This is a genomic window from Mesorhizobium sp. PAMC28654 (assembly GCF_020616515.1).
GTDB lineage: Bacteria > Pseudomonadota > Alphaproteobacteria > Rhizobiales > Rhizobiaceae > Mesorhizobium.
Map to the genome: position 1 here is coordinate 5,483,632 of NZ_CP085135.1, position 13,196 is coordinate 5,496,827.

The 13,196-nt window shown below is 60.8% G+C and carries 11 protein-coding genes; 4 read left to right on the plus strand and 7 right to left on the minus strand.

Annotated features, from left to right (window positions below):
- Positions 1–118: 118 nt before the first annotated feature.
- Entirely contained in the window at positions 119–1,093 is a 975-nt protein-coding gene (gene corA / locus LGH82_RS26905) for a magnesium/cobalt transporter CorA (RefSeq protein ID WP_227345626.1), read from the minus strand.
- 224 nt (positions 1,094–1,317) lie between these two features.
- Entirely contained in the window at positions 1,318–2,652 is a 1,335-nt protein-coding gene (locus tag LGH82_RS26910; RefSeq protein WP_227345627.1) for a uracil-xanthine permease family protein, read from the minus strand.
- Between the two features lie 123 nt (positions 2,653–2,775).
- Between LGH82_RS26910 and guaD the strand changes: the two genes are divergently transcribed.
- Both guaD and LGH82_RS26920 read left to right on the plus strand, forming a co-directional pair.
- Positions 2,776–4,140 (plus strand): guanine deaminase, encoded by a 1,365-nt coding sequence (gene guaD / locus LGH82_RS26915; RefSeq protein WP_227345628.1) that lies wholly within the window; start codon positions 2,776–2,778, stop codon positions 4,138–4,140.
- Positions 4,141–4,266: 126 nt separating this feature from the next.
- Complete coding sequence (locus LGH82_RS26920; RefSeq protein WP_227345629.1) at positions 4,267–4,815, plus strand: DUF2478 domain-containing protein; 549 nt, start codon at positions 4,267–4,269, stop codon at positions 4,813–4,815.
- Positions 4,816–4,839: 24 nt separating this feature from the next.
- On the opposite strand, the gene ychF is transcribed toward LGH82_RS26920, so the two are convergent.
- The 4 genes from ychF to LGH82_RS26940 all read right to left on the minus strand — a co-directional run bounded on the left by ychF (position 4,840) and on the right by LGH82_RS26940 (position 9,232).
- Entirely contained in the window at positions 4,840–5,943 is a 1,104-nt protein-coding gene (gene ychF / locus LGH82_RS26925) for a redox-regulated ATPase YchF (RefSeq protein WP_227345630.1), read from the minus strand.
- Between the two features lie 95 nt (positions 5,944–6,038).
- Complete coding sequence (pth, locus tag LGH82_RS26930) at positions 6,039–6,758, minus strand: aminoacyl-tRNA hydrolase (protein WP_227345631.1); 720 nt, start codon at positions 6,756–6,758, stop codon at positions 6,039–6,041.
- A 23-nt stretch (positions 6,759–6,781) separates the two neighbouring features.
- Entirely contained in the window at positions 6,782–7,420 is a 639-nt protein-coding gene (locus LGH82_RS26935) for a 50S ribosomal protein L25/general stress protein Ctc (protein ID WP_227345632.1), read from the minus strand.
- Between the two features lie 819 nt (positions 7,421–8,239).
- Positions 8,240–9,232 carry a class I SAM-dependent methyltransferase gene (locus tag LGH82_RS26940; RefSeq protein WP_227345633.1) on the minus strand — a complete coding sequence of 331 codons (993 nt, stop codon included), beginning with the start codon at positions 9,230–9,232 and terminating at the stop codon, positions 8,240–8,242.
- A 362-nt stretch (positions 9,233–9,594) separates the two neighbouring features.
- Here LGH82_RS26940 and LGH82_RS26945 point away from each other — a divergent pair, with 362 nt between their 5' ends.
- A complete protein-coding gene (locus LGH82_RS26945; RefSeq protein ID WP_227349692.1) occupies positions 9,595–11,568 on the plus strand; it encodes a putative bifunctional diguanylate cyclase/phosphodiesterase in 1,974 nt (657 codons plus the stop codon).
- A 176-nt stretch (positions 11,569–11,744) separates the two neighbouring features.
- Here the strand turns inward: LGH82_RS26945 and LGH82_RS26950 are convergent, their stop codons facing one another.
- Positions 11,745–12,176 carry a MarR family winged helix-turn-helix transcriptional regulator gene (locus LGH82_RS26950; protein WP_227345634.1) on the minus strand — a complete coding sequence of 144 codons (432 nt, stop codon included), beginning with the start codon at positions 12,174–12,176 and terminating at the stop codon, positions 11,745–11,747.
- Between the two features lie 151 nt (positions 12,177–12,327).
- On the opposite strand from LGH82_RS26950, the gene LGH82_RS26955 reads away from it, so the two are divergent.
- Positions 12,328–13,191: an alpha/beta fold hydrolase gene (locus LGH82_RS26955; RefSeq protein WP_227345635.1), complete on the plus strand. Its 864-nt coding sequence runs from the start codon at positions 12,328–12,330 to the stop codon at positions 13,189–13,191.
- The last annotated feature ends 5 nt before the right edge of the window (positions 13,192–13,196 follow it).

Consider the following 13,196-nt stretch of genomic DNA (forward strand, 5'->3'; position numbering starts at 1 on the left):
AATCCGGTTGAAGAACATGCGGGTGCGACGGATCGGCGTTCCCGGATGAAGGCCGGACGCGGTCAGGTCAAGTATTTTCTAGTGCGCCAGACTGTCGAGGTCTGCGGGCAGCAAAGGCTCAGAGCCAGCCGCGACGGCGGAAATACCAGTAGGGCAGGATGGCCGACAGCACCATCATGGCGATGGCGAAGGGGTAGCCGAAGTTCCATTTGAGTTCGGGGATGATGTCAAAATTCATGCCGTAGATCGAGGCGACCAACGTCGGCGGCAGGAAGATGACGGCGGCGACCGAGAAGATCTTGATGATGGCGTTCTGCTCGATCGAGATCATGCCGAGCGTCGCGTCGAGCAGGAAGGAGATTTTCTGAGACAGGAAGGTGGCGTGGTCGGCGAGCGACAGCACGTCGCGCGACAGCGTCTTGATGCGCGCCTTGGTGTCCTTGCTCATCTTCATGCGGGTCGAGGCATGGGCGAAGAAGCCGGCGAGGCGCTGCAGCGAGATCAGGCTGTCGCGCACCGAGGAGGCGATGTCCTCCTTGCGGCCAATTCCCTTGAGCAATTCCTGGAAATCCCGATTGCGCTTGGAAACCTTGGTCGAGGTGGCCTGGAAGATGTCGCGCGAGATGGTCTCGATATCGCGGCCGGCGCGTTCCAGTATGTCGGCGAGGCGGTCGACGATCGCCTCCAGCAGCCCGATCAGGATGGTGTCGCCGCTGGTGCAGCCCATCACCACCTTCTCGGCGCGCTGCGGAAAGGTCTTGAATGCCTTGGGCTCGTGGTAGCGCACGGTGATCAGCCTGGTGCCGGCGAGCACGAAGGTGACCGGCGACATCAGCGGATCGTCGACCTCGGTCTGGGCAGGCAGCGTGGCGGTCATGAAATAGGCGCCGTCCTCGACATAGAGGCGGCTGGAGATCTCGATCTCCTCCATCTCCTCGCGGGTCGGGATGGCAACGCCGAGCCAGCCCTCGATGGTTGCTTCTTCTTCCTTCGTCGGGTTGAGCAGGTCCGCCCAGACGACGTTTTCGCCATTCTGCATGAGGTCATCGACGACGCGCAGGCGATCATTGTCCACGACGAAAGCCTTGATCATCGCCAGATCTCCCCTGCCGGATTAAAGGGTGCGTTCGGATTGACGCGTCGTGTCGGATTGCAGGGGTGTTCAGCGAATGCACCCCCCAGTGCACCCGCCGCTTAGACCCGTGACATGACAAAATCAAGACAGGCCGGATCGTGGCGGAGCCTGCACCCTTGCCGCTCGGAACGTCGTCTGTTGGCGAGTCGGGCATCGAGGGTGCCCGACTCGTTGTGCCGCGTTTATCGGGAGTTCGGCAGGATCTGGTGCAGCACGATGGCCCAGACGGCGCCGAATGCGATCGATGAGCCGAGGATATACTGCGCGATGTCTGGAAGCGTCTTGACGAAGTCCGGTGGCGCCAGCGTGGCGAACAGCGCCATGAGGATCGGCAGGCCGATGACCAGCATGTTCCTCTCGTTCAGCGGCGTGCCGCGCACAACGCGAAAACCGTTCATGGCGATGACGACGCAAAGCACGCCGAAGACGCCGCCGATGACCGGCCCCGGTATCGACGCGATGACCGCCGAGAGCTTTCCGATCAGCCCGAACAGCACCAGGAAGATGCCGGCCGCCGCAAAGGCAGCGCGGCTGGCGATGCCGGTGATGGCAATGATGCCGGCATTGGACGAATAGCCGGTGACCGGCGTGCTGCAGAGCAGCGCGCTGATCAGGCAACCCAAGCCCTCACCCGTGGCGCCCTTGTCGAGTTGCTCATCCGACAGCGGCTTGTCGATGACGGCGCCGACCGCGAACCAGGTGCCAGTGGTCTCGGCGAGAACGACGATATAGACGATCAGCATCGTCAGCGTCGCCGACAGCGAGAACGTCACGTCCAGGTTGAAGAACGCGATGCGCGGCATGGAAAACCAGGTCGCGGCGGAGACGCCCGACATGTTCAACTGGCCCATGAAGGCGGCGGCCACGCTTCCGGCCACCAGGGCGATTATAACCGAGAGCAGGCGCAGCCAGGCACCTTTCGAACCAAGCGCCATGCCTGTCAGCATGCAGCCGACGAGAAACGCCGCCGAGATAAAGGCGAGGATGATGTTGCCGCCGACCGTGGCGGTGCCGTGAACCGCGAACACGCTTTCCTTAAGCGCCACGGGCATCAGGGCTACGCCGACGACGATGATGATCGCGCCACCGACGATGGGCGGCACGAAGCGGTTGACGAGGCGATGGAAGATCTTCGTCGGGGACCCAATCAGCATGACCAGTATGGCGCCCGGGATAAGCGCGCCGACCACAGCGGAAAGGCCGGCAATACCGCCGCCTGCTCCGAAGGCGATGGCCAGCACCGCGCCGATCGGAACGAAGGACGGCCCCTGGACGACGGGCAGCCGCATCAGGAACTGCGACTGGATCAATGTCGCGATGCCCGCCGCGACGAAGGCGGACTGGATGAAGGCGCCGGCATCGCCAACGCTGAAGGCGAGCACCGATGCGATGATGAACGGCACGATATAGACGTCCATCGCCAGCACATGCTGGAGGCCAAGCAGCGCGGCCTTCCCCCATGGCAGCGGATCGTCCGGCTGGGCAATCAGTGTGATCTCTGGTGCAACGCGTTCCATGGTGTCCCCCTCTGGAATTTATCGTTCGATCATGTGATCAGTCGGGCCCGAAGGACAGCGGCAACAAAGTTTCCCAACTGTTTTTTAGTAGGCCACGCAGACTCTTAGCTGGAGCGACCACGCATGACGAAAGAAGCCTTCACGCTGATCGGGACCGCCTTCCACACACCGGAACGCGGCCGGCTGGAAGTGCTGGAGGATCATCTGTTCAGCGTCGATGCGCAGGGGCGTATCGCTGAGATCCTGGCGCCCGGTCATCCAGAATACCAAGCGAGGGAGAGCGATGCCCGGCAGGCGGGTACGCTGGTGCTGCTTGGCAACGGCCAGTTCCTGCTGCCCGGTCTCGTCGACCTGCACATCCATGCGCCGCAATGGCCGCAGATGGGCAAGGCGCTGGATGTGCCGCTCGAAGTCTGGCTGCGGAAATACACCTTTCCGCTCGAGGCGCGCTTCGCTGACCTGGCCTATGCGCGCGAAGTCTATGCCGATCTGGTCGACAATCTCCTGGCCAACGGAACCACCACGGCGCTCTATTTCGCCACGGTCCATGTCGAAGCGAGCCTGGCGCTCGCCGAGACATGCCTTGAAAAAGGCCAGCGCGCACTTGTAGGCAAGGTGGCGATGGACGACCCCGAACAGTGCCCGCCCTTCTACCGCGATGCCAATGCGGCAAGCGCGGTAGCGGACACCAGGCGTTTCATCGATGCGGTCAAGGCGCTGGATACTCAGGAGAGGCCGCTTGTCCAGCCGGCGATAACGCCACGCTTCATCCCAAGCTGCACCGATGCAGCACTCCAGGGGCTGGGCGAGCTTGCGACCGAATTCGGCTGCCACGTGCAGACACATTGCTCCGAGAGCGACTGGGCAAAGGCATTCGTGGAGGCGCGCTTCGGCCAAACCGATGCGGCGAGCCTGGACGGTTTCGGCCTGCTCACCCGGCATACGATCCTCGCGCATTCGAACTTCATCGACGGGCAGGACATGGACCTGATCAAGGAGAAGGGCGCGGGCGTTGCCCATTGCCCGCTGTCCAATTTCTATTTCGCCAATGCCGCGTTCCCGCTGCGCGCGGCGCTTGACCGGCAGATGCATGTCGGGCTGGGGACGGATATTTCGGGCGGCTACAGCCCGTCGCTGTTCGACGGCTGCCGGCATGCGCTGTCGGCGTCCAGGACGCTGCAGAGCGGCGTGCACGCCGGACTGCCGGCGGAGCAGCGCGGCGCGCCCGGTGAGCCCATCACGCATCAAGAGGCGTTCTGGCTGGCCACCGCCGGAGGAGCGGAGGCGCTCGACCTGCCGACAGGCAGTTTTCGCGTTGGTTATGAATTCGACGCGTTGCTGATCGACACCAGGGCCAAGGCTTCGAACATCCACGTCAACGCGGCCGACGATACGCTTGAGGATGTCTTCCAGAAGATCGTGCTCAACGCGGCACGCGCCAACATCGCTACTGTGTGGGTGGGCGGCCGAATGGTGGTCGGGCAGTAGCTGGCTTGGGCCAGAAGTGCTCGCTTCGATTTAAACACTTTCAAAATTTTGAGTGATTGCACAAAATTGGCGCAAGTGGGCGTCATGCTATTCCGTGGAAGGCGCCGAACAGCAAAGGCAAATCACATGACCGGAAAGCTGATTGCAGCGATCGTCGGTGCGGAGAGCGCGGTAATCCAGAAGCTCCTGGCCGAGGCTGTTTCGGATTGGCGGCGGGCAGGGGTGAAGGTGTGCGGTGTCGTGGAAGAAGCACACGGCCTGACAGGGCGCTCATGCAGTTCCGGCCTTTTGCGGAATCTTGAAACCGGCAACCTTTTCGCAATGTACCTGGATGAGCCGCCGGCCCATACGTCATGCCATCTTGACGAACTGGGTGTGGTTGGGGCCTGCGCCAGTATCGTCGACCGGATTGCAACGAGCGATCTCGTCGTGTTGAGCAAATTCGGCAAGGTCGAAGCGGTGGGGAGCGGTCTGTTCGAAGCGTTCGAGCTTGCCGTTGCGCTCAACAAGCCCTTGCTGACATCGGTTGCGCCCAAACATCACTACGCATGGCAGCGCTTCACGCCGGAAGCCCTGTTTATTCGCCCCGATCGAGCCTCGATCGAGACATGGAAACGCGGTGTCTCCAAGGCGTTTTCGACAGCCGTGCCCACCAATATGGTGCTGTCCAATTGAGTGAAGGCTCGGGCATTCCCTGTATCAGGTGTTGAACTTGAACAGCAGGACGTCGCCGTCCTGGACGACATATTCCTTGCCTTCGTCGCGCGCCTTGCCTGCTTCCTTGGCCGCCACTTCGCCGCCAAGCGTGATGAAGTCGTTGTAGGCGATGGTCTGGGCGCGGATGAAACCGCGCTCGAAGTCGGTGTGGATGACACCAGCGGCCTGCGGTGCCTTGTCGCCCTTGTGGATGGTCCAGGCGCGCGTTTCCTTCGGCCCGGCGGTGAAATAGGTGATCAGGTGGAGAAGCTCGTAGCCGGCGCGGATGACCTTGTTGAGGCCGGGTTCGTCGAGGCCGAGCGAGGACAGGAATTCCATTTCCTCCTCGTCTGAAAGCTGGGCGACTTCGGCCTCGATCGCGGCCGAGATCACCACGACGCTGGCGCCTTGCGCGGCGGCCATCTTTTCCACGGCCTTGGTGTGCTCGTTGCCGGTCGCGGCATCGGCCTCGGCGACGTTGCAGACATACAGTACGGGATGCGAGGTCAACAGGTTCAGGCCCTGCAGGATGCGCAAATCCTCGGCCGAAATACCCTTGAGCAGGACGCGGGTCGGCTTGCCGGCCTGCAGAAGCTCGAGTGCGGCCTCCATCATCGGCAGCACGGTGGTCGCTTCCTTGTCCTTGCTGCCGGCGCGCTTGCGGATCTGCACGATGCGGCGCTCAATGCTGTCGAGATCGGCGAGCATCAGTTCGGTCTCGACCGTCTCGGCGTCAGCGACGGGGTCGATGCGGCCCTCGACATGGGTGATGTCGTCATCCTCGAAGCAGCGCAGCACATGCACGATGGCGTCGACCTCTCGGATGTTGGCGAGGAACTGGTTGCCCAGGCCCTCACCCTTCGAGGCGCCGCGCACCAGGCCGGCGATGTCGACGAAGGAGATGCGGGTCGGGATGATCTCCTTCGACTTGGCGATCGCGGCGATCTTCTGCAGACGCGGATCGGGCACCGCCACCTCGCCGGTGTTCGGTTCGATGGTGCAGAACGGATAGTTGGCGGCCTGCGCCGCCGCCGTCCTGGTCAACGCGTTGAAAAGCGTCGACTTGCCGACGTTGGGCAAGCCAACGATGCCGCATTTGAAACCCATTTTGTCCGGTCCTATCGGGAAAATCGAAATTTGATCAGGGCTATGGGGGATAGGGCCAATGATCGTCAAGCCCTGTGCCGCCTTATGGGTCTTGCTCAGTCCTTGCCGAACAGCTTCTTCAGCATGGCGGCCATGGGGCCGGATTCCGGCAATTTGGCCACCGGCTGCTGCGGGCGCGCCTGGCGGACGTGGCTCTGTTGCTTGGGAGCCTGCTTTTGCGCCGGCTTTTCCGGCTCGGGCTCGGCGTTGCCCCGAACGGCGAGGCTGAGCTTGTTCATGAAGCCGGACTCGTCGCCCTTGGCGATCATGCCGGCATTGTCGCCGATGGCTTCGAGTAGCGGCTCGAGCCATTCGCGGTCATACTTGGAGAAGTCGCCGAGCACATGGTGCTGGACCATTTCCTTGATGCCGGGATGGCCGACGCCGATGCGCACGCGGCGATAGGTGTTGCCGATATGGCCGTCGATCGAGCGGATGCCGTTGTGGCCGCCGGCGCCGCCGCCGGTCTTGATGCGGACCTTGCCCTCGGCGAGGTCGATCTCGTCGTAGAAGACCGTGAGAGCCGAAGATTCGAGCTTGTAGAAGCGCAGCGCTTCGCCGACCGACTGTCCCGACAGGTTCATGAAGGTCTGCGGCTTGATCAGGACGATCTTTTCGCCGCCGAGCGTGCCTTCCGAAATCAGGCCCTGGAACTTCTTCGACCAGGGTGAAAAGGAATGGCGGCGGGCGATAGCGTCCGCCGCCATGAAGCCGACATTGTGCCGGTTGTTGGCATACTTCGCGCCCGGATTGCCGAGTCCTGCAAACAGCAGCATCGTCAGCTCCGAGCGGAAGGGGATTACTTCTCTTCGGCGGCGGGAGCCGCTTCCGGTGCAGCCTCAGCCGTCTCTTCCGTCTCCGGCTTCATCGCCGAAGAACCGGCAATGGTCGCGATGGTGAAGTCGCGGTCGGAGATCACCGGCTTGACGCCGGCCGGCAGCTTGACCGCCGAGATATGGATCGAATCGCCGATGTTGGCGCCGGTGAGATCGACGGTAATGAATTCCGGGATCGCATTGGCCGGGCAGTGGAACTCGACTTCGTGACGCACGATGTTGAGCACGCCGCCGCGCTTGATGCCGGGCGACTTGTCTTCGTTGATGAAGTGCACGGGCACGTCAACGTTGACTTCGGTGTCCTTGCCGATGCGCAGGAAATCCACGTGGAGCGGGAAGTCCTTGACCGGGTCGAGCTGGAAGTCCTTCGGCAGGACCTGGATCTTCTTGCCCTCGACATCGATCGTGGCGACCGTGGTCAGGAACCCACCGCCATGGATCTTGTAGAAGACGTCCTTGTAGTTGAGCGAAATAGCCAGGGGAGGCTGCTTGTCGCCATAGATTACTGCAGGCACTTTACCGTTGCGGCGAACTGCACGGGCGGACCCCTTACCGACCTGTTCGCGTGCTTCGGCCTTGAGCTCGTAAGTGTCGTGGCTCATGGCATTTCCTTTCGGTTTGTTCTGGAGCGCTCACGGCGGCGATGTGCTTGGCCGTAAACGTCGAAAGCCGCCAGGCCTGGATGTCCGAATGCAGGCACCCGCATGAGCGGACCTTTGTTCGGGGATCACAAGGGAAGGCAGCCTTCCGCCGCGTTGCCTCCAAGGGTGTCTACGCGGGTGGCGGCTCTATAGCGGAAGGTGGCCGGGGGTGCAAGGTGTGGGGTCGGCCGGTGAATGTCGAGGGCGTGCTTCGTTGGCATGGCGGACCGAGCGGGCGTTTCCGAACTCAGGAAGCGACGCCTGCGACAGAAATTCTCCTGAATCTCAGGTCGCCGCTTTTTTCGCGAAACTTAGGAATCGCGCGATACATCCGCAAAGGTGCGATCTTCCTCCAGTGAAATCCGAAGGAATAATCGCAGGCCCTCAGCATCCGCGCCTCGCACATTCGTCTCAAACGACTCTGTGCACATGTCTCGTCTTACCAGTTGGACCAGATCGTCAGTTGTCAGCTCTTGCAAGATCCCAAAATTCGGAAACTCGGTATGACACGCCCACCGGGTTCTATCCGCGAAAGCGCCCGTGCCATCATGTCGCCAGACCTCCAATCCATTTCCCCATGGGCGGTCTACGTGCTCAACGACACAGTGATAGGATTGTCCTTGGAACGTGTAGTCAAATTTCAGTTTTGTCATGAGTTCTATGGCTAAACTCTCGCCTTCTGCGATGGCTTTAGCGGGGTGCTTTTCATTGCAACCAGCGTGGACCAGCGGCACGGCTTGAGCTTCCTTCACGTACGTCGGTGGCAGTGCAAGGCGGCCGCTATCCGCGCTTTTCGATGACTGCGTAGAGCACGTTGCGGTTCTCGCCAAAGAACACCCGCGCCTCGACGGTGTTGCGGTCGACGCTGGCATTGATGATGTTCCACATGTCGACCTCCGTGCGCAGCAGCAACACCCAGTCCATGAACGTCTCACGGTAACCGGCGTCAGGATTGCCCTCCGCGTAGTTCGCGAAAAGAAATGTCCCGTTCGGCTTCAGCATCTGCAGGCAGGTCTTGGTGAGTTTTACGGCGACGTTGTGCTGGAGGTAGTCGTAAAGGCCGGAGGCGTAGATGAAGTCAAACTTGCCCATCTTGTGGCCTCTTGCCAGCACGGTCCTGACCGAGCCGTCGATGGCCTCGACCGCGGTGCCCTGGAAGTCGCGCGCGATCAATCCAACGCTCTGAGGATCCTGGTCGAGCGCGACCCAACGCTTGAGACGGGCCTCCGCCAGGGCGGCCGAGCGATTGGCCTCCCGCAAATGACCGGCCGCGATAGCCAGGACCTCGGTTTGCGGTCCGTTTTTGGCCGCGATCTCATCGACATAGCGGGTCAAGAGATCGCGCCGTTCCCGTGCCGCGACGCACGATGGTACGTTCTGGGTATGGCTATAGAGCGCCTTGCCGACCTCCGAGGCGCTTGCCACGCTCTCGGCCACGTGCGGATCACAGTAGATGTAGTCCAGCAACTGCGCGTCGCCGGAATACCCCCTGGGCTTGGTGAAGGACCAATGCGTGAGCGGATCCTGGAGAAAGTATTCCAGGAGCGGGTGGTTCTGAGCCACCGGTATCAAGGCTTGCCAGACGTCGGAGTGGACCTTGGAACGCAGCGCGTTGAGGGACAACAGCAGGCGGCGAACGGTCTCGGCGGGATCCTTTCGTTGTTCGACCTGCTGGTGCGACGTGTGGAGTATGAGCGCGAGCTCCGCGCGAGCGGTTTCGAACGCTTCGCCGTGATGCTCGGGCTTTCCTCGATGGAGGCTGCTGGCGATCATCTCGGCGGTAATCAGGCTCTTGCCATCAAAGACGGTTGCACAGCATCACTCCATGGTTAATACTGGCTTAACTTATTGCGTAGAATGCTCCATTTGCCAACGGCGGTTCGGATGCATTTTAGCGGTATGATTAATTTCCCGCTAACCATCTCAGTTCTTTGAATATCTTGCGGTTCGAAATCCCGGTTCCAGTTAACGCAAACTTGTCTTGCGCCATTGCATTTTGCTGGCGTGGAGAATCGTTGTCGCGTCCCAAGGAGTTGGCCCGCGTGGGCGCAGAAGCTGGAAAAGAGCTCGGAACGCAAAATCCCCTTCGCTCGGGGTTTGTCGTGAACGACCGCCTGTCATCCAGCTTGGCCGACATGGCGCATGTGGAATCGTATGAACCGCGCCACGAGCCGGGGTCGGACGAACTGCGTATTCTTTACCGGAGAGAAGCGCAGGCGAAGCGACGAGCGGACGCAAGGCCAGGGCTTTGGATCGCCGTTGTGATCTATCTCTTGTTTTCGGCAACCGATCTGCTGCTGATTCCAGATGTGGCGGCCTATACGATCACGGCGCGTTTCGCGGTCGGACTGACCGCGCTGCTGACCCTGGAAGTGCAGCTTCGCCGGGGAGCCGCCACGGAATGGCTGGATATGACCTGCGCCGCGGCCATTATCTTCGGCTACATTGGTTGGTTGTATCCGACGTCCATGGGGGCCGACAGGGAAACCGTCGCCTACTATATGGTCTTCGGCACCATTTTCATGATGAGCGCCAACCTTTTCTTCACGTTCAGCTTCAAGGTATCTATCATAACGTCCACGATTATATTGTGTATACTTTATGTGGTAAATTACCTCGTGCCTGCTACTCTGACGTACAAAATGGTATTTGGATCGTTCTATATTTCATGCTTCACGTTCACATCATACGTAAACTGGAAGCTGAACAAGGAGCGCTACAACGTCTTTCTGAACGCCCTGGAGGCAAAAATCCAGCACAGGGAGGCGACCGAACGCGGCAAGGCTTTGCTAAGACTGTCGCGGACCGATCCGCTTACAGGCCTGGAGAACCGGCGGGCGATCGACGAGAAGCTGCGCGATTATTGGACCGACTGGCAAAAGCATGGCAGCAGCTTTGCCGCGATCCTCATCGACGTGGACTTCTTCAAGAAGTTCAACGACTGCTACGGCCATCAGGAGGGCGACCGTTGCCTGATCCATGTCGCCAATGCCCTTAGCGATCTGATCAAGCAACATGATGGCTCGATCGGGCGCTATGGCGGTGAAGAGTTCATTGTCCTGGCGCGCATGGACAAGAAGGACCAGGTCGCGGATCTGGCGGAAGCCATTTGCCGCACGGTGGAGAACCTGGCGCTTACCCACGAATTGCGACGGGACGGCATCTCGATTGTGACGGCGAGCGTTGGCGCTGCATTCACCAGGAAGCAGACCGGCGCCAAATTGGAGAAGATCATCCACGAAGCCGATCGCGCGCTCTATCTGGCAAAAGCCAGCGGTCGAAATTGTGCCCGGCTGTTCGATCCGACCGATCCCCAGAGCAGCGACGAGAGCGAGAACCTTGCGGCTCTGCTGAAGATCGCGATCAGCCAGAACCTCGTTTCGCTCGTCTATCAGCCCATCCAGGATGTCGCGTCGGGCCGATTTGAGGCCGTGGAGGCCTTGATGCGCCTCAAAATGCTGGACGGCACATTGGTTCCACCGAGCCTGTTCATTCCTGTCGCGGAACGAACCGGCGCGATCCTGGAACTCGGGCGCTGGGCAATAAGGACAGTGTGTACTGAACTCCTGGCTGAGGATCACGTGCGTGTCGTCAGTGTCAACGTCTCTCCAATCCAGCTCAAGACGCCTGGCTTCGCTGCGTCTGTCGCGACCATCCTTGGCGAGACAGGCGTAACCGGCAACAGGCTGGCCTTCGAAATCACCGAAGGGCTGGAGATGGAGATGCACTCGGACATTCTTCGCTGCATCAGCGACCTGAAGCTGCTGGGGATCAAGATATGGCTTGATGACTTTGGCACCGGCTTCGCCGGCCTTTCGTGGCTTCGTCTCATCGATTTCGACACGGTGAAGATCGACCGCTCGTTTCTTCACGACTGCGCCACGCCGAACGGCAAGGCGATGCTCCAGGACATTATTGCCCTGGTCCGAAATCGTGGCCACAAGATTCTGGTCGAAGGAGTGGAAACCGATGAGCAGATGGCCCTTATGCGCGAATTCGGCATAGACAACGTCCAGGGTTTTCGTGTCGGACGTCCCGCTCCCGCCGAGAATTTCCAGAGGCACCGAGATGTCCACAAACGGCCATTTGCCGTCCGCAAGTCCGCATGACGCCGGCGGCGCGGATGGTCGCGATATGGCTTTGGGCTTAGACCGCTATTTAGCCGCCATGGGTCAAAAGCCGAAGTCTGATTGACTTCACCCGATCACCGCACCCGCTCCTGACTGCCTTCATGTTCGGCGGGAAACACCGACGACGCCGAGTACCGGCAGAAGCGCGGCTCCAGCTATTCCTGACTACCGCTCAACGCATCGCGCAGCGCCTGAACCTGCCGGTTCAAGGCATCAAGCTGCGCCAGCGTCATGCCTGAACGCTCGATCAGGGTCTCGTTCAGGCAATTGCATTGGACCAGCAGCTTGCGGCCGGCGGCGGTCAGGTCGACCTGCACCTGGCGCTCGTCGGTCTGGCTGCGCTGGCGGGTCGCCAATCCAGCCTGTTCCAGTCGCTTGACCAGCGGCGTGACCGTGCTCGATTCCAGGGCGAGTCGCCGCGCGATCGTGCCGACCGACATGCCGTCCGCTTCTCCCAGCGCGTTGAGCACCAGATATTGCGGATAGGTGATCCCCATCTCGTCCAGCATGGGCTTGTAGGTGCGATTGATCGCCATGCTGGTGGCGTAGAGCGTGAAGCAGAGCTGATTGTCCAACGGGAGAGGCACGACGCATTCCTTCTTGCCGATGCAGGCAATAATTCGATACCACGAAAAATGATATCGCGATACGTATTTCATGGACAAGGGTTTCGGGCTGCGCTAGCTGTATCGTTATCGCGATATTGTTTATCGCGATAACAATTGAAGGGAGATTGAGATGAACCAAGCCTCGCAATCCAAGCCCAGCTCCGGCAGCGGCACGATCACCACCAAGGATGGAACGCAGATCTATTACAAGGATTGGGGGACCGGTCAGCCGATCGTCTTCCATCACGGCTGGCCGCTGAGCAGCGACGACTGGGACGCCCAGATGCTGTTCTTCCTGGCACAAGGCTATCGTGTAATCGCCCATGATCGCCGGGGCCACGGCCGTTCGGCCCAGACCGACATCGGCAATGAGATGGACACCTACGCCGCCGATGTCGCGAAACTTGCCGAACATCTTGACCTCAAGAACGCCATCCATGTCGGCCATTCGACCGGCGGCGGTGAAGTGGCGCGCTATGTCGCCCGGTATGGCGCCGGCGGCCGTGTCGCCAAGGTGGTGCTGATCGGTGCGGTGCCGCCGATCATGGTCAAGACTCCAGCCAACCCAGGCGGCCTGCCGATCGAGGTGTTCGACGGCTTCCGCGCCGCCCAGGCGGCCAACCGCGCCCAGTTCTTCCGCGACGTTCCGGCCGGTCCGTTCTACGGGTTCAACCGCCCCGGTGCCGAGGTATCGCAGGGCGTCATCGACAATTGGTGGCGCCAGGGCATGATGGGCGGCACCAAGGCGCACTATGATTGCATCAAGGCTTTTTCGGAAACCGACTTCACCGAGGACCTGAAGACAATCGACGTGCCGGTGCTGGTCATGCATGGCGATGACGACCAGATCGTCCCGATCGCCGATTCGGCGCTCCTGACGATCAAGCTGCTCAAGAAGGGCGAGCTCAAGGTCTACAAGGGCTACCCGCATGGCATGGCCACGACCCATGCCGACATCATCAACGCCGACCTGCTGGCCTTCTTCAAGGCGTAAGTCTT